Below are 16,468 nucleotides of genomic sequence, written 5' to 3'. Positions count from 1 at the left end.
CAGGACGGCGACGCCGGGCCTCCCCGTAGACTGCTGCTCATGCCCGTTGAACTGGTCCTGGTCATCATCGCCCTTGTCCTCGTGGTGGCCGCGCTGGCCTTCGCCACAGGGCTCTGGACCGGACAGCGGCGCCTGCGCAGTCGCATGGACCGCCTCGACGGCCAGGTCACCTCGCTGCACGGCAACGTCCAGACCCTTCCGGGGCGGATGGACGACCTCAACGGCAGGGTCCAGGTCCTCGACGGGCAGGTCAGCGAGATCGCCGACGCACCACTCGTGGCCCGCGCCATGGACCATCCCCAGCGCGTCGCCCTGGTGCTCAACCCCTCCAAGAACGGTGCGGACCGCATCCGCGCGATGGCCACCGCTGCCGTCGCCGAGGCCGGACTGCCTGAGCTGATGGTCTACGAGACCACCGTGGAGGACCCGGGCCAGCAGATGGCGCGGGAGGCCATCCGGGACGGTGCCGACGTCGTCATCGCCGCCGGTGGCGACGGCACGGTGCGGTTCGTGGCCGAGGAACTGGCCGGGACCGACGTCGCGCTGGCGCTGGTGCCGATGGGCACCGGCAACCTGCTGGCGCGGAACCTCAAGATGCCGCTGGACGACCACCAGGCCTGCATCAACACGGCCATCCACGGGTCCACGCGCGAGATCGACTCCGTCACCATCAAGCTCGAGGGCACCGACGGCGAGGTCAAGAAGAACACCTTCCTGGTGATCGCTGGCGCGGGCATCGACGCGGAGGTCATGGGGGACACCCGTGATGACCTCAAGGCCCGGGCCGGCTGGCTGGCCTACGGCGAGGCGGGCGTGCGCCACCTGGCCGGCAAGCGCAAGGAGATCTCCGTCTCGCTCGACGGCGGCGCCCCCCAACGACGCAAGGTCCGGTCCGTGATGGTCGCCAACTGTGGCGAGCTCACCGCGGGCATGGACTTCATCCCGGACGCCCGGTTCGACGACGGCCTGCTGGATGTGGTCATGCTCTCCCCCCGCCACGTGGGCGACTGGGTCCGCATCGCCGCCAAGACCCTGTCCAAGTCCACCGCGGAGATCCCCGTGATGGAGACCCACCAGGCCACCCGGTGCCGAGTGGTGCTGCACGAGCCGATGACCGCCCAGCTCGACGGGGACGCGATCATGGAGGTCAGGGCCATCGATGCGCGAGTCAAGCCGGATTCCCTGCGGGTGCAGATGCCGGCCACGGACGTGCCGGACTCGGCCGCCGCCCCGGCCATGCGGCCGGAGGCCGTCCCTGAAGCTGCGGATTGAGCCCTACCGCTCCATGATCGCCGCGACCCACTCCTGCCCGGCCCGGTAGGCCGCATCCCGGGTGTGCGCCGGGATCGCGTACTTCAGCTTGTCAGCGCGAGGATAGGACCCGAGGAAGCGGATGCCCGGGATCATCCGGTACAGGGCGGCGAGCGCGGCCTTCACTCGCTCCTCGGCCACGTGTCCCTCGAAGTCGATCGAGAAGAAGTAGCTGCCGAGCCCGGCCCCGGTGGGGCGGGACTCGATCCGCGAGAGGTTGATCCCGCGCGTCGAGAACTGGTCCAGGATGTCCATCAGCGCGCCGGGGTGGTCCTCCGGCAGGGGCACGACGACGGTCGTCTTGTCCGAGCCCGTCGGCGCCGGCACGGGGCACGGGCGGGAGACGAGGACGAACCGAGTCACGGCGCCGGCGGTGTCCTCGATGGCCGAGGCCAGCACGGGCAGGCCGGTCTGCTCCGCCACGAGCGGCGCACAGACGGCGGCATCGTAGGTCGTGGAGTCATCGAGCAGGCCCCGGGCCGCACCAGCGGTCGAGTTGCCGGGGATGAACTCCGCCTGGGGGATGTGGGCCGCGGCCCAGTTGCGCACCTGCGCCCAGCCGTGGGTGTGGGTGGAGACCGTCTGGATCTCGTTCAGCTCCAACTGACGCCGGCCGACCAGCACGAAGCTGATCGGTACAAGGATCTCCCGCCGGATCTGCAGGTTGTCGTCCGCGGCGATGTCATCCAGGGTGGCGGTGACGCCCCCCTCCACGGAGTTCTCGATCGGCACCACGGCAAAGTCGGCGGTGCCGTGGCGGACCTCCGCGAGCGCCGTGATCACCGAGCCGACGGGGTCGCACTGGGATCCCTCGGTGCCCGGGACCTGGCGCAGGGCCGCCTCCGTGAAGGTCCCGGCGGGGCCGAGGTAGACGTACCGCGCACGTTCGGTGCCCGTTGCGCCCGAGGTGGGCGAGCCGGCGTCGTGCTGGGGTTCGGCCTGCGGGGCTGCAGCAGCACTCACTTGACGGCCGGTTCGGCGCCGCCGTCCGCCTCCATGGGCCGTTCGGACTCGAACCAGGCCCCGGAGCCGCCGGCGATGTTGATGGCGGAGTAACCGCGTTCCACCATGAATCCGGCCGCGCGCATGGAGCGGCCGCCGGTTCGGCAGATCACGTAGTAGTCGGTGTCCGGGTCCAGCTCATCGAGCCGCTCGGGCAGCTCGCCGAGGGGGATGTGCAGGGCGCCGGCCGCGCGGCCGAGGACCCATTCGTCATCCTCCCGGACATCGAGGATGGTGGCGTTCTCGGGGACGTCGCCGACTGGGACGGTTTCGAACATGCTCATGGTTCCCAGCCTATAGAGCGAGGCGGACGGCTGGAACCATGCGTCCCGGCATCGTCCCAGCAGCACTGGACGGCGCTCGTTACAGTGGGGGGATGAATCACCGGGAAACCCCTGCCGACGCGGCCGACCCGGCCGCCCCCGGCCTGGATGGCCTCACCGCACTGCAACTCCGCGATGCCCTCGCCGCGGGGCAGGTCTCCGCCGTCGCCGTCACGCGGCATTTCCTGGCCGTGGCCGAGCGGCGCAACCCCGAGCTGGGGGCGTTCATCACCCTCTACCCGGAGGCAGCCCTCCAGCGGGCCGAGGACCTGGACCAACGCTTCGCCGACGTCGGCGCCACCGGTTCCCTGCACGGTTTGCCGCTGGCGTTCAAGGACCTGGTGGACGTGGCCGGGATGCGCACCTCGTTCGGCTCTCGCGTGACGGCGCAGGCCCCTGAGGCCACAGAGGACGACCCGCTGGCGGCCGCCCTGCACGTGGCCGGGGCCCTCTCCACCGGCAAGACCACCGTTCCGGAGTTCGGCCTGCCCTGCCACTCGGAGAACCTCATCTCCGCTCCCGCGCGCAATCCGCTCGACCCGGAACGCACCGCGGGCGGCTCCACGGGCGGTGGCGCAGCGGCCGTGGCAGCCGGCATGCTGCCGTTCGCCCCCGGGAGCGACGGCGGCGGGTCCGTCCGCATCCCCGCGGCGGCCTGTGGACTGGTGGGCCTGAAACCCGGACGGGGAACCGTTCCCACCGACCAACAGGACGACTCGGTGCGCAACCTCACGGTCTCGGGGCCCCTGGCGCGCAACGCCGCGGACGCCGCCCTGTTGTACGACGCCATGCTGGGTGGCCCCGGCGGCGAGGGTCGAAGCCTGCCTCGGGCTATCGAGGCCGCGCCGGGACAGTTGCGCATCGGGTACTCCACCGCCTCCCCCTTCTCCCCGGACCTGGACATCACGCTGGCCCGGCCGGCCGTGGACGCCCTCACCGCCGCCGCTGCTGCGCTGGGACGGGACGGGCACGAGGTGGTGGAGGCTGACCTCTCGTACGCGCCCGGGTATCACCGGGACTTCCGCACCGTCTGGACGTCGGCCCTGACCAGGGTCCCCCTGCCGGACGGGGCAGAGCCGCTCCTCGGGCCCCTGTCCGCCCACTTCCTGGAGCTGGCCCGGGGCTACTCCGAGGACCATCTCGCCACCTCGGTGGGACGTCTGACCGACTGGGCCGCCGATGCCCGCCGTCAGCTGGCCGCGCACGATGTGGTGCTGACGCCGGTCCTGGCCTTCGCCCCGCCGGCGATCGGCACGTTCACCGCCCTGCCCCCGGCCGAGGACTACGAGCTGCAGTGCCGGTTCACGCCGTACACATCCATGGTCAACGTCATGGGGCTGCCGGCCATCTCCGTCCCCGTACTACGGGACGCGGACGGGTTCAGCTGGTCCGTCCAGGCCATCGGCCGGCCCGGGACAGAAGGCCCCCTGTTGGCCCTCGCCGCCCGGATGGAGCAGTTGCTGGCCGATTAGACCCGGCTAGACGAAGAGCAGCGCCATGAATCCGAGGACGCCGAGGAGCGTGAACCCGGTCATCAGGTAGCCCATGACCAGGCCAGCGATCGCGAAACCCCGGCTCTGACGGTCGCGGCGCAAGCTGACGTGGCCGAGGATGACCGCCAGGATCTGGGGCACGAAGAGGAACCCGCCGGTCACCACGCCGACGATGCCCAACACCATGGATGCCACGGCCAGGCCACTGGGCTGAGCCGGATGGTCGGCCGTGGGGAACGGACTGCCCGCCTGACGACCGGACGCGTCCCACGGTCCGGTGTGGCCCGGGCGTGGGCCGTAGGGATTGCCGGCAACGCCCTGGCCGTGGGGTCCACTCTGCCCGGTGGGTCCGTTCTGCCCGGACGGAGTGCCCTGACCTGACGGATTGGCGATGACGGGATACTCGCCCTGGATCGGGTACTGGCCCTGGCCGTTGCCGTAGGGGCCGGCCAGGGGCTGGTCGGCGTAGGGGTTGCGCGCAGCGGCCTCGTGGCCGGGTGTCTGCCGCGGAGCAGCGGGCGTGGCCGGTGCGGAGGGGTCCGAGTACCAGGAGGGGTGTTGCGGGTCGTTGAACGGCCGGTTGCCGTCCGGCGACTCGGACGACTGGCCACCGTGCTGACGTGGGTCCCGATCGGACATGGCTCCCCTTGGCTCTTCGGCTGGTGCGGGCCCGCCCGGATACTGGACGAGCCAGCCGCCGGCAGGCGGAATGATGAGCCCCAGTCTACGGAACGGATCCGGCCCCGTCCCGGTCGCCACCGATCCCTATCGCGTCCGCGTTCGCATGCAGGATGATCGAGACCGCAGGGGCCGGACCGTCCGACGCTGGCGGCAACGGGAGTGATCTGATGACGATGTTCACCGCGACCACGCCTCGCGATATCGACGCTGCGCCGGAGTATCAACGCCGCTGCGCCGTGCCCCCGTATCTGCTGGAGCATTTGTCCCGGCACCGGCCGCCGGCCGCCATCGCGAGGACCCTGGAACTGGATGAACAGGTCCGCGAGCGGCGCCACCGTGGGGCGCTGCCGGAGCGCGCCCTGGTGGCCCCGGCGGGCACCCTGGATCGCACGATCTCGGATGCGGAGAACACCGAGGAACTCCCGGGCAGGACCGTGCGGATGGAGGGACAGCCACCGGTGCAGGACGTGTCCGTCAACGAGGCCTATGACGGGATCGGCTCCGTGCACGCGTTCCTCGAGGAGGTCTACCGGCAGTCCTCCCTGGACGGGACCGGGCTGGGGCTGCTCGCGACCGTCCACTATGGCCAGCGCTATGACAACGCGTTCTGGGACGGGACGCAGATGGTGTTCGGGGACGGCGACGGCGAGGTCTTCACGGGCTTCACGCCCTCGGTGTCCGTGATCGCCCATGAGCTCGCGCACGGGCTGATGCAGTATTCCACGGACCTGCTCTACGAGGGCCAGTCCGGTGCCCTGAACGAGTCCTTCTCCGACGTGCTCGGCGCCCTGGTGGACCAGTACGCGCAGGGCCAGACTGCCGAGCAGGCCAACTGGCTGATCGGTTCGGAGGTCTTCGGCGAGGGCGTCCAGGCTGATGGACTGCGGTCCATGGCCGCGCCGGGGACCGCCTATGACGACCCGCGGTTGGGACGGGATCCGCAACCGGCGCACATGGACGACTACGTGGAGACCCAGGCGGACTACGGCGGGGTGCACCTGAACTCCGGCATCCCCAACAAGGCCTTCCACCTCGCGGCGATGGCCCTCGGCGGATACGCCTGGGAGCGGGCAGGTCAGGTCTGGTTCGACGTCGTCACGGGCGAGACGCTGCCGCGCGATGCCGACTTCGCCGGTTTCGCGGAGGCCACCGTGCTGACGGCCGGGGAGAGATTCGATGAGGCCGTGGCCACGGCGATCCGGGGCGCCTGGGAGCAGGTCGGAGTCCTGGCCGTCCGATCCTGACCGGGCCCGGAACAACCGGCACCGGACACCCTCTGCGTAGGCTTGCACCATGGATGGCAGGGCTGACCGCCCCCCGGAGTCGCCGGGGGCACCTGGAGAACCTCAGCGAGGTTCGGACACCGCACGGTTCGAGGTCACGGTGGAGCGCTCCGGCGGGATCGCCGGGATGGTACGCCGGTGGTCCGCCCCGGTTCCCGACGACGGCGGCCCGGCCGCGCGTGCGGCGCACCGAATCGCAGGGCTGGGAGCACCAGGGCAACACGGTCACCGTTTCGAGGAGGCCGACCGTGGACCCGGCCCCGCCCTGCAGACCGAACCGCCGCGGGAGGGACAGAGCCGGGTGCGGGACGCCTTCGTCTGGGCCGTGAGCTGTGGGGAAGGCTCCCTGCAGTGCGACGAGGAGGGCCGGCGTCGTGACCCGGAGGTGGATGCCCTCATCACCGTGGTGACCTCACCCCAGTAGTCCGGCACCGGCCGGAAGGCCGAGAGGAACCGAGTGGTGTCACGGTAGGCACTTCTCTACCCGCCCCGGGCCGGGCGTGCCACAGTGGTGGCATGAGCACTGAGAACGCCTCTCCCGATGCCGCCGTCACCCAGGTGAAGCCCGCCGCCGAACGAGCCGGGACACGCGCCCTCGCGCAGGATCTGGTGGACGTGCCAGCGTTGCTGGCCGCCTACGCCGAGCTGCATCCGGACCCCGCGGATCCGGCCCAGCAGGTCTCCTTCGGTACCTCCGGGCACCGGGGCTCCTCGCTCAAGGCTTCCTTCAACGAGGACCACATCGCCGCCATCACCCAGGCGATCGTCGAGTACCGTGCCGCCCAGGGCGTGACCGGACCGCTGCTGATGGGCAAGGACACGCACGCCCTGTCCGGGCCGGCCCAGGACACCGCGCTGGAGGTACTCATGGGAAATGGCGTGCGGACCCTGGTGGATTCGCGGGACGGCTACACCCCCACCCCCGCGATCTCCCACGCGATCCTCGCGTTCAATGCTGATCCCTCGAACGGGGAGGGCGAGGCGGACGGCATCGTCATCACCCCGTCCCACAACCCGCCCACCGACGGTGGCATCAAGTACAACCCTCCGCACGGCGGCCCCGCGGACTCGGACGCCACGAACTGGATCGCCGACCGCGCCAACGCCCTGCTCGCCGGCGGCCTCGCGGATGTCCAGCGCATCCCGCTGGCCGAGGCCCGGCAGCATGAAGCGCTGGGCACCTACGACTTCCTGGACCGGTACGTCACCGACCTGCCGACGGTGATCGACCTGGATGCCATCCGCCAGGCCAGGGTACGCATCGGCGCGGACCCGATGGGCGGCGCGTCCGTGGGGTACTGGGGAGAGATCGGAGCCCGGCACGGGCTGGACCTGACCGTCGTGAATCCGGAGGTCGATCCGCAGTGGGGGTTCATGACCCTGGACTGGGACGGGAAGATCCGCATGGACTGCTCCTCCCCCAACGCGATGGCCTCGCTGATCGAGCGGATGAGGGCCGAGGGGACCGGTGAGAATGAGTCGGCCGGCGCTGCACCGTTCGACATCGCCACCGGCAACGACGCAGACGCCGACCGCCATGGGATCGTCACCCCGGACGGCGGGCTGATGAATCCGAACCACTTCCTGTCCGTCGCCATTGACTACCTCTACCGGCACCGGCACGGCTGGCCGGCGGGGGCCGGCGTCGGGAAGACCCTGGTCTCCTCCTCGATGATCGACCGGGTGGCCGCCGGGCTGGGACGGCCCCTCGTGGAAGTGCCGGTCGGCTTCAAGTGGTTCGTGCCCGGACTGCTGGACGGCACCGGGGTGTTCGGCGGCGAGGAGTCCGCCGGTGCCTCCTTCGTGCGCTTCGACGGCAGCGCCTGGTCTACGGACAAGGACGGATTGCTGCTGTGTCTGCTCGCCGCGGAGATTCGCGCGGTGACGGGCAAGACCCCCTCCGAGTACTACGCGGAGCTGGTGGAGCAGTACGGCGATCCTGTGTACGCCCGCATCGACGCCCCGGCCACCGCCGAACAGAAGGCGAAACTGAAGAAGATGTCCCCGTCCGACGTCACCGCCAGCACCCTGGCCGGCGAACCGATCACTGCCAAGATGACCGAGGCCCCCGGCAACGGCGCGGCGATCGGCGGCCTCAAGGTCACCACCGAGAACGCCTGGTTCGCGGCCCGGCCCTCCGGCACCGAGGACGTCTACAAGATCTACGCCGAGTCGTTCGTCTCCGCCGAGCACCTGGCCCAAGTGCAGGCGGAGGCCAAGGCGATCGTGGACGCCGTCATCGCCTGATCCTCCCCCGCTTTCAGTCGACTTGGGGTGGGTGGGCCAGCCGAAGACCCACCCCAAGTCGACTGAAAGCGCGCCGGCCGGTCACAGCAGGCGCTTGAGGGCCTGGCGCTTGGCCCAGGTGTAGGGCGGGTAGACCATCCTCAGGGTGTCCACCTGATCGGTCTTCGTCAGGGCCGGACGCAGCTGGGAGAACGTCTCGAACCCGGCACGCCCGTGATAGGCGCCCAGGCCGGAGGCACCCACCCCGCCGAAGGGCAGCGTGGGCAGTCCCACCTGCAACAGGGCCACGTCGAAGGCCATGCCGCCGGCGGTGACGCGCTCCTCGAAGGCCCGGTGGTAGCGGTGCTTGTCCGTGAACAGGTAGGCGGCCAGGGGGTGCGGCCGGGCCGTGATGAACTCCACGGCCTCCTCGAAGGTGTCCACGCGCACGATCGGCAAGACCGGACCGAAGATCTCCTCCGCCATCAGGGCGCTGTCCGGTGACACATCCGCCACCACGGTCGGCTCCAGGAACCGGTCGGCGACATCGGCCCGGCCGCCATGCACGAGCCGTGCCGGCGGGCGCCCCTCGACTCCGAACCGCGCACCGGCGCCGTCCTCAGCACCCGCACTGGCACTGGCTCCGTCCCCGCCACCGCCACCGCCACCGCCACCCGATAGGGAGTCTTCCAGCAAGGCCACGGTCCGTTCCAGGTGCTCGGTGCTGACCATGCGGCTGTAGTCCGGCGAGGCCTGCGCGTCCTTCCCGTAGAACTCCTCGATGGCCTTCGGCAGGTGCTTCTCGAGCTGCCGCTGGGACTCCTCCCCCACGGCCAGCACGTAGTCCGGGGCCACGCAGGTCTGCCCGGCGTTGGTGAACTTGCCGAAGGCGATCCGGCGGGCGATCGCCGGCCAGTTCCGCCCGTCCGCCACCACGCACGGGGACTTGCCGCCCAGCTCCAGGGTCACCGGGGTCAGCTGTTTCGCGGCGGCCTCGTAGACGATCCGCCCCACGCGCTCCCCTCCGGTGTAGAAGATGTGGTCGAACTTCTCGGCCAGCAGGGCCTGCACGGCCTCGGCCCCGCCCTGCACCACGGCGACGGCGCGCGGATCCAGGTACTGCGGGATGAGCCGGCCGATGAGTTCGGACGTGGCGGGGGCCTTCTCGCTGGGTTTGAGCACCACGGAGTTGCCGGCCGCCACGGCCGCCACCAGCGGGCCGAGCAGGGTCTGGACCGGGTAGTTCCAGGGGCCGATGATCAGCACGGTCCCCAGGGGCCGGGCCTCGATCTTGGCGCTGGCGGGCCGGAACGCGAGCGGCACCTTCACCGACTCCGGTTCCATCCAGTCGGTCAGGTACAGCAGGGCGTGGTCCACCTCGGACCGGGTGGGCTGGACCTCGGTCAGCATTGCCTCAACGGAGGGCTTGCCGAGGTCTGCCGCCAAGGCCCCGCAGATCGCGTCGGCCTGTTCCTCGAGCATGCGGCGGATGCCTTTGAGCTGGCCGGCCCGGAAGCGCCGCGGGTGCGCCAATCGTAGGGCGGCGGCCTGGCGCATTCTCACGACGGCGGCGCCCGGCTCCTCGTTCCCGCTCGCCACGTCCGGTCCGGCCGGGACGTGCAGCATCGGCGCCGAGTCGAGCGCGGTGTCATCCTGCCCGGGGCTCGTCCCGTGCTGGCCGGGATTCAGGGTCTGGTCCGCGATGAAGTCCGGAATCTGAGGCATGCCCCCACGGTAACGGCAAGGGCCCGATACCGCGCAGCCGCTCAGGTCACGGCAGACTCACCTGCAATTTGCGGGCAGAGACGAGTACTGATCTCTGCCCTGAAAGCGGGGGTTCAGCGCTGCGGCCAGTACCCGCGGGCCTCCATCACGGAGGCCAGGGCCTCGGCATCGTCCGTCATCAGGCCGTCCACACCGAGGGCCAACAGGCGTTCCATCTCCGCGGGCTCGTCCACCACCCAGACGTGGACCTGCAGTCCGGCGGCCTGGCACCGGGACACGAAGGTGCGGGTCACCACGGGGATGGGGCCCTGCTTCACGGGGACCTGGACGCAGTCGACGTGGACGAGCCGGCGCGCCACGAACCGGGTCAACCCCAGTGGAGCCGCCAGCACGAGGGCGGCGATGGCCCATCCGCCGCCGGACATCGCGATCCGGCGGCCGGCCGTCCGGGTGAAGCGCCGGCGTCGGGAATCATGGAAGGAGGCGATCAGCACCCGGTGCCAGGCATCATGGCGGGCCAGCAAGGGCACCATGGCCTCGCCAGCGGCATCGTCCTTGAGGTCCACGTTGAGGTGCACGTCAGGCCACTCGGTCAGCAGGTCTTCGAAGCGCAGCAGGTGCTCACCCTCGAGCAGGTCGCTCCCGGCGAACCCCACCTCGGGGTCCAATGCCGCACCGCCAACGGAGGCGACCCGCTCCCGCACCAGTCCGCGGTCGGACCCCTGACCGGTGGCCGGATCCAGCACCCGGAGCGCGCTGAGTTCCTCCCAGGTGTGGTCCGAGATCCTCCCCGAACCGGTGGTGACGCGGTCCAGGACCTCGTCGTGGAAGACCATGAGCACCCCGTCCTTCGAGGTGCGCACGTCCAACTCGAGGTAGCCGTATCCGCGGTCCACGGCGCTGCGGAATGGGGTCAGCGTGTTCTCCCGGGTGGTGTCCGCCCCGCGGTGGGCGAAGGCCAGCGGCCAGCCCCGGCGGGCGGGGAGGGAATCCGTCAGGTATGGAGGCAGGGTGGGGCGCTTCACGCGTCCACCCTATCCGTCAGTCGAGGGTGAGCAGATGCTCGATGGCCTGGGCCACTCCATCGTCATCGCAGGCTCCGGTGGTCGCGTCCGCGGCGGCCAGCAGGGTCGGGTGCCCCGAGGCCACGGCGTACCCGGTGCCGGCCCAGTGGATCATCTCCAGGTCGTTGGGCATGTCCCCGAACGCCACCACCTCGCTGGCGAAGATGCCGTGTTCGGCAGCGAAGCCGGCCAGGGTCGTGGCCTTGTTCACCTCCGGCCGGGACAACTCCAGCAAGGTCATCCCGGGTGCGGAATGCGTCACGGCGAGCAGGTCCCCCAGCAGGTCCCGGACCTCGGCCAGGAAGGCATCGGGCTCGTGGGAGCGCGTCTTGACCAGGAACTTCACCACGGCGGGATCCGCGGGCAGGACCTCATCCAGACGCGGTGCCACGTGGACGCCGGCGGCGAGTTCGCCGGACACCAGGTCCCCGGTGGCCTCCGCGTCCTGCCGGTCGACGAAGGCGGCATCGAGATGGAAGCCCTCGAGGGTCTCCATTCCGAAGGACGCCGATGGGTCCAGAGCGGCGATCATCTCGCGCGCCTGCAGCACGGTCTCGAAGTCCATGGGCTTGGAGTCGAGCACGGTCTCCCGCACGAGGTCGTAGATGACCGCCCCGTTCGAGCAGATGATGGGCCCGGCATGACCCAGCGCCTCGGTCAGTGGCGTCAGCCAGCGGATGGGCCGTCCGGTCACGAAGACCACCTGGATGCCGGCGTCATGCGCGGCCTGGAAGGCCTCCACCGTGCGCGGCGAGATCAGGCCGGTGCGGGTGTGGTCATAGCCGATGATGGTGCCGTCCAGGTCGCTGGCGATCATCCGGGGCCGGCGGAGGGCCGGACCGGCCGGAGCCGGCGGCGCCGGTTCGTAGGTCGGTTCTGGACGGGACATGGCCCCCATTCTAGGCCGCGGGCCAGCGGGGGTGACGGTGGGAGGCGAACCGGCGGGGCGCCTCAGCCGAGCTCGCCACGCGTGGGCGGATCAGCCCCCAGCCGGGACGAGGTGATGGCCGCCGCCCGCGCGGCATAGGCGAGCACCGCCGCGGTGTCCTCCGGGCTGATGTTCCGCAGAGCCTCGCGATTCTCGGCTCCCAGGAGCCCACGGTCCTTCAGGGCGACCAGCAGGGCGGCGGTGAAGGAGTCGCCCGCACCCACCGTGTCCGCGACCTCGACGGGTGTCACGGGGTGTTCGGTCAGCCCGGCGGCGGTGGCGCACAGCAGCGAGGTCTCCCCGCGGGTCACCACCACCATGGCCGGCTCGATCCGCTGCCACTCGACGATCACGTCCTCGAGCGCACGGTCCGGGTACAGCCAGGCCAGATCCTCGTCCGAGGCGTGCACGATGTCCGCGAACGCCACCGACTCCTCAGCCCGGCGGCGGGCGGTGGTCCGGTCGGGGACGATCGAGGGGCGGCAGTTCGGGTCGTAGCTCAGGGTGACATCCGGCTCGAGCGTGGTCAGCAACTCCATGACGGTGGAGGCACCCGGCTCGAGCATCGTGGCGATGGATCCCGTGTGCAGGTGCTTGAGGGTCCGTGCCATGCCGTCCCGGTCCAGCACGGCGCGCACCAGCCGGGCCGTCTCGTCAGGATCGGGCAGCGACCAGTCCAGGTCGAACTCGTAGTGGGCCACCCCGGTGGGGTCCAGGCGGGCGGTGGCCACGGAGGTCGGCAGGCCGTCCGGATCCAGCACCGCGTTCACGCCGTTGCGGTCGAGATGCTCGCGGACCATGGCGCCGTAGTCATCGTGGCCGTAGCGGCCGGCGAATAACACGTTCTCCCCGAGCCGGGCCAGGCCTACAGCCACATTGAGGGGACTGCCGCCGACGTGGACCCGCGGCGTCGCGGTATCGGAAAGGACGACGTCGACGAGCGCCTCGCCGATCACACCCACGTAATCAGTCACAGATCAACGGTACCCTACCGCTCAGTTGCCCTCTCGGTTTTCGACCGGCCCTCCGGACGTCCGCCAGGCAGTTCCCACACCCCCGAACCGACCGGAAAGATGCCCGTGACCTCGAAGGACCCCACAGAGCCCACCAACGGACCCGCCGCCGAAGAGCAGCGGTCCCTGGCCCGCCGACTCGGCATGGGCTGGCGCCTGCATGGCGACGGCCGTCACATCACCCCGGGCGAGGTCGTCGCCCCGGACGAGCGGCTCGCCTGGCCACAGACCATCGGCGTCGGCGTTCAGCACGTGATGGCCATGTTCGGCGCCACCGTGCTCGTGCCCACCATCACCGGCTTCCCCGTGACCGCCTCCCTGTTCTTCTCAGGCGTGGGCACTCTGCTGTTCCTGATCATCACCGCCGGCCGGGTCCCCTCCTATCTCGGCAGCTCGTTCGCGTTCATCGCGCCGATCAGCGCGGCGATGAGCCAGCACGGCATCGGCGGGGCCCTCGGCGGCGTCCTCGTCTCCGGAGTGGCGCTATTCCTCGTCGGCATTGTGGTGCAGCGGGCCGGGACCGGGTGGATCCACGCGCTCATGCCCCCGGTGGTCATGGGCACGATCGTGGCCCTGATCGGCCTGAACCTCGCCGGTTCCACCACGGAGGCCATGGTCTCGGTACCCCTGACCACGTTCTCCACCGCCCTGACCATCGTGGTGTGTGCCGTGCTGTTCAAGGGTCTGCTGGGGCGGCTGTCCATCCTGCTCGGCATCATCGTCGGCTACCTCGTGGCCCTGGCCCAGGGCCAGATCGACTTCAGCCCCATCGGTGAGGCCGCGGTGGTCGGCCTGCCGCCTTTCCACGCCCCCGAGTTCCACTGGGACGTGCTGTTCCTCTTCCTGCCCGTGGTGTTGGTGCTGGTGGCGGAGAACATCGGCCACGTGAAGACGGTGGGGCTCATGACGAACCGCAACCTGGACTCCTCCAACGGCCGGGCCCTGATGGCCGACGGCCTGGCGACCACCCTCTCGGGCCTCGGCGGCGGCGTGGGCACCACCACCTACGCGGAGAACATCGGTGTCATGGCCTCCTCCCGCGTCTACTCCACCGCCGCCTACTGGGTGGCCGGGATCGTGGCCCTCGCCCTCGCGTTCTTCCCTCAGTTCGGCGCCCTGATCAACACCATCCCCGCGGGCGTCGCCGGAGGTGCGGGGATCATCCTCTACGGCATGATCGGCGTGATGGGCGTGCGCATCTGGGTGCAGAACCGGGTCGACTTCTCGAACACGATCAACCTGATGTCCGCCGGTGCGGGCCTCATCGTCGCGATCGCCGACCCGACCTTGGACGTCGCCGGCATGCAGTTCGGCGGCATCGCCCTCGGCACCGCTACCGTGCTCGTGGTCTTCCACCTCATGACCGCCATCGCCCGCTGGCGCGGCACCGAACCCGTGCCTGCAGATCCGGACGAGAATCCCTACGAGTCCTCCGAGCCCGGCCGCCTGGGCTGAATCACCCGGCTGCGGCGGAAACGGCGGACGCGCACGACGCCGGCCCGGTACGGCCCGCAGGCGTGGCCAGCAGCCGTGGGGGCATCGTCGGGGTGTCGAGGTGGCGTCGAGGGCACCGGTGCCGGCCAACGACCGGGGTCAGGTCTCGTTCAGCGGCGCTTGCCGCCCCTGCCGCCCTTCGATCCCGGGGAACCCTTCGCGCCCTTCGTACCCTTGGAGCTCTTGGAACCTCTAGATCCCTGAACCCCCTTGGCACCCTTGGCACCCTTCGTGGCCGCGACGTTGCGGCCCGTAGTAGTGGCCTTGCCGCTGCGGGATGCACCGGCGGCCGCGGCGCCGCCCTGAGGCGCCGCGGTGGTGGTCTGGTGGTGGTCATTCCGGGACGACCCGGGGCGGCGGCCCTTCGCGGCGCCGACGAAGTCCTGCACGAGCTGGGAGTCCACGGCCTTCAACCAGGCCAGGCCCACGCCCCACCCGGGGTGGCCGTCCGATGCCTCCGCGGCGTCACTGCGACGTTCCAGCGGCAACACCACCACGTCCTTGCGGCCGAACATGCGGGCCACCGAGGCGGGCAGGACCACGTGGCCCGCCCCGGTGGCCACGATCTCCACGGCCATCCGCTCGCCCGCACCCGGGACCTCCGGGGCGTCCAGCGGGTCGACCGGCGGTTCGGGCGCGAACCTCGCTGGGTCCATCCGCTCGGCCGGATCCAGTTCGGAGCATGGGACGGGGCCGTCGGCGGCATCCCACGCTGCCAGCAGGTGGTCCTGGCCCACGCAGACCACCGGGTCCTCCTCGTAGAAGCGGACCACGTGCACATCGGCGGGATCCACGCCGCCGGCGGCGAGGAGTGCCTCGGGGGTGGAATCGAGCCGCCAGCGCAAGTAGCCCAGCTGCGGGAGTCCGCGCGGAGCCGAGCCGTCCGGGCCGGGGGCGAGGAACGTGACTTGCGCGCCGACGTCGTGGTTCACCAGGTGGACGCTGCGCTCACGGGAGGTGAAGCGGTCCACCCACTTGGAGGGCGAGGCGCCGGGGATGGTGGAGAGGAACAGCGTCTCCGGGACGATCTCGTCTGCTGTCGACGGCCCGGACGGGGGCGGGGACGGTGGCACCGGCGGTTACTCGACCTTGTCCTTCAGGAACCGCACGGTGCGGGACCACGCGAGTTCGGCCTCCTCGGGGCGGTAGTTGCCCTGCGGGTTCTCGTCATTGTGGAAGGCGTGCGGGGCATCGTAGAAGAAGTACTCGACCTCGGCACCGGACTCGTCGCGGATCTGCTGCTCCTGGGCACGTGCGTCCTGGGGCGGGAACATGGAGTCCTGTTCGGCGTAGTGGCCTTGGATGGCGGCCTTCACCCCGGCGTAGGCCTGCGGGACCGCCTGGCCTACGCCATAGAACGGCACCGCGGCGGAGACCTTCGCACCCTGGTCAGCGGCCAAGGCGAGCACGAACCCGCCACCCATGCAGAACCCGACGGTGCCGACGGTCTTCGAGGTGACCGAGTCCAGGGACAGCAGGTAGTCGACGGCCCCGGCCAGCTGGCGCGCCCCCTCCTCCGCGGGGAGGTTCTGCATCATCTCGCCGGCCTCCTCGCCATCATGGGCGACCCAACCGCCGAACAGATCCGGGGCCAGCGCGGTGAAGCCCTCCGCCGCCAACCGGTCGCAGACATCCCGCATGTGGTCCGTGAGTCCCCACCATTCCTGGATGACGATGACGCCAGGACCGGACCCGGATTCGGGGGTGGCCAGGTAGCCGTGGCCGCGGTGGTCGCCGCCCTCGGTCCCCTCCTTCTCCGGCAAGGCAAAGGTGGTGTTCTGGTGCGGGGTCTTTCCGGCCACTGGTCCTCCTTGGATCCGCGGGTGAAGCTGGTGGTGAGCGTCACTGCCAGTCTAGGGGTGTCCTCGAAGCGGACAAGTGATGATACTGGGTTTCGAGCGACCGCCCGTGTTGCCCGTCCACCA

Annotated in this window: 15 protein-coding genes; 6 read left to right on the top strand and 9 right to left on the bottom strand. The window is 70.6% G+C overall.

All coding sequences use genetic code 11. From position 1 onward, the window contains the following. The first annotated feature begins 39 nt into the window (after positions 1-39). Positions 40-1,272 (top strand): diacylglycerol/lipid kinase family protein, encoded by a 1,233-nt coding sequence (locus tag C8E99_RS12145; protein ID WP_115932505.1) that lies wholly within the window; start codon positions 40-42, stop codon positions 1,270-1,272. A 3-nt stretch (positions 1,273-1,275) separates the two neighbouring features. On the opposite strand, the gene pheA is transcribed toward C8E99_RS12145, so the two are convergent. Continuing rightward, positions 1,276-2,274: a prephenate dehydratase gene (gene pheA, locus C8E99_RS12140; protein ID WP_115932504.1), complete on the bottom strand. Its 999-nt coding sequence runs from the start codon at positions 2,272-2,274 to the stop codon at positions 1,276-1,278. Further along, positions 2,271-2,597 (bottom strand): rhodanese-like domain-containing protein, encoded by a 327-nt coding sequence (locus C8E99_RS12135; protein WP_115932503.1) that lies wholly within the window; start codon positions 2,595-2,597, stop codon positions 2,271-2,273. Before C8E99_RS12135 ends, pheA begins: the two co-directional genes overlap by 4 nt. A gap of 92 nt (positions 2,598-2,689) precedes the next feature. On the opposite strand from C8E99_RS12135, the gene C8E99_RS12130 reads away from it, so the two are divergent. After that, the gene (locus C8E99_RS12130) at positions 2,690-4,108 is read left to right on the top strand and encodes an amidase (protein ID WP_115932502.1); all 1,419 of its coding nucleotides are present in this window, start codon (positions 2,690-2,692) and stop codon (positions 4,106-4,108) included. Positions 4,109-4,114: 6 nt separating this feature from the next. On the opposite strand, the gene C8E99_RS12125 is transcribed toward C8E99_RS12130, so the two are convergent. After that, positions 4,115-4,768: a DUF4190 domain-containing protein gene (locus C8E99_RS12125; RefSeq protein WP_115932501.1), complete on the bottom strand. Its 654-nt coding sequence runs from the start codon at positions 4,766-4,768 to the stop codon at positions 4,115-4,117. Between the two features lie 152 nt (positions 4,769-4,920). On the opposite strand from C8E99_RS12125, the gene C8E99_RS12120 reads away from it, so the two are divergent. The 3 genes from C8E99_RS12120 (at position 4,921) to pgm (ending at position 8,340) form a co-directional block, all read left to right on the top strand. After that, positions 4,921-6,054, top strand: a complete 1,134-nt coding sequence (locus C8E99_RS12120) for a M4 family metallopeptidase (protein ID WP_245952308.1) — start codon at positions 4,921-4,923, stop codon at positions 6,052-6,054. 49 nt (positions 6,055-6,103) lie between these two features. Then, entirely contained in the window at positions 6,104-6,517 is a 414-nt protein-coding gene (locus tag C8E99_RS12115; protein WP_147301231.1) for a hypothetical protein, read from the top strand. A 92-nt stretch (positions 6,518-6,609) separates the two neighbouring features. Beyond that, entirely contained in the window at positions 6,610-8,340 is a 1,731-nt protein-coding gene (gene pgm / locus C8E99_RS12110; protein WP_115932499.1) for a phosphoglucomutase (alpha-D-glucose-1,6-bisphosphate-dependent), read from the top strand. 81 nt (positions 8,341-8,421) lie between these two features. Here the strand turns inward: pgm and C8E99_RS12105 are convergent, their stop codons facing one another. From C8E99_RS12105 to C8E99_RS12090, 4 genes are all read right to left on the bottom strand, one after another. Further along, the gene (locus tag C8E99_RS12105) at positions 8,422-10,044 is read right to left on the bottom strand and encodes an aldehyde dehydrogenase family protein (RefSeq protein ID WP_115932498.1); all 1,623 of its coding nucleotides are present in this window, start codon (positions 10,042-10,044) and stop codon (positions 8,422-8,424) included. 113 nt (positions 10,045-10,157) lie between these two features. Next, a complete protein-coding gene (locus C8E99_RS12100) occupies positions 10,158-11,069 on the bottom strand; it encodes a glycerophosphodiester phosphodiesterase family protein (RefSeq protein WP_115932497.1) in 912 nt (303 codons plus the stop codon). A gap of 16 nt (positions 11,070-11,085) precedes the next feature. Then, the gene (locus C8E99_RS12095) at positions 11,086-11,997 is read right to left on the bottom strand and encodes an HAD family hydrolase (RefSeq protein ID WP_115932496.1); all 912 of its coding nucleotides are present in this window, start codon (positions 11,995-11,997) and stop codon (positions 11,086-11,088) included. Positions 11,998-12,059: 62 nt separating this feature from the next. Continuing rightward, a complete protein-coding gene (locus C8E99_RS12090; protein ID WP_245952306.1) occupies positions 12,060-13,010 on the bottom strand; it encodes a carbohydrate kinase family protein in 951 nt (316 codons plus the stop codon). A gap of 99 nt (positions 13,011-13,109) precedes the next feature. Between C8E99_RS12090 and C8E99_RS12085 the strand changes: the two genes are divergently transcribed. Further along, positions 13,110-14,504 carry a uracil-xanthine permease family protein gene (locus C8E99_RS12085; RefSeq protein WP_170144598.1) on the top strand — a complete coding sequence of 465 codons (1,395 nt, stop codon included), beginning with the start codon at positions 13,110-13,112 and terminating at the stop codon, positions 14,502-14,504. A 149-nt stretch (positions 14,505-14,653) separates the two neighbouring features. On the opposite strand, the gene C8E99_RS12080 is transcribed toward C8E99_RS12085, so the two are convergent. Next, positions 14,654-15,616 carry a type 2 periplasmic-binding domain-containing protein gene (locus tag C8E99_RS12080; protein ID WP_211309040.1) on the bottom strand — a complete coding sequence of 321 codons (963 nt, stop codon included), beginning with the start codon at positions 15,614-15,616 and terminating at the stop codon, positions 14,654-14,656. A 6-nt stretch (positions 15,617-15,622) separates the two neighbouring features. Next, positions 15,623-16,345 (bottom strand): dienelactone hydrolase family protein, encoded by a 723-nt coding sequence (locus C8E99_RS12075; protein ID WP_115932494.1) that lies wholly within the window; start codon positions 16,343-16,345, stop codon positions 15,623-15,625. Positions 16,346-16,468 lie beyond the last annotated feature (123 nt).

Source organism: Citricoccus muralis, assembly GCF_003386075.1.
GTDB classification, from domain to species: domain Bacteria; phylum Actinomycetota; class Actinomycetes; order Actinomycetales; family Micrococcaceae; genus Citricoccus; species Citricoccus muralis.
This window is presented reverse-complemented; position numbering and strand designations above follow the sequence as displayed.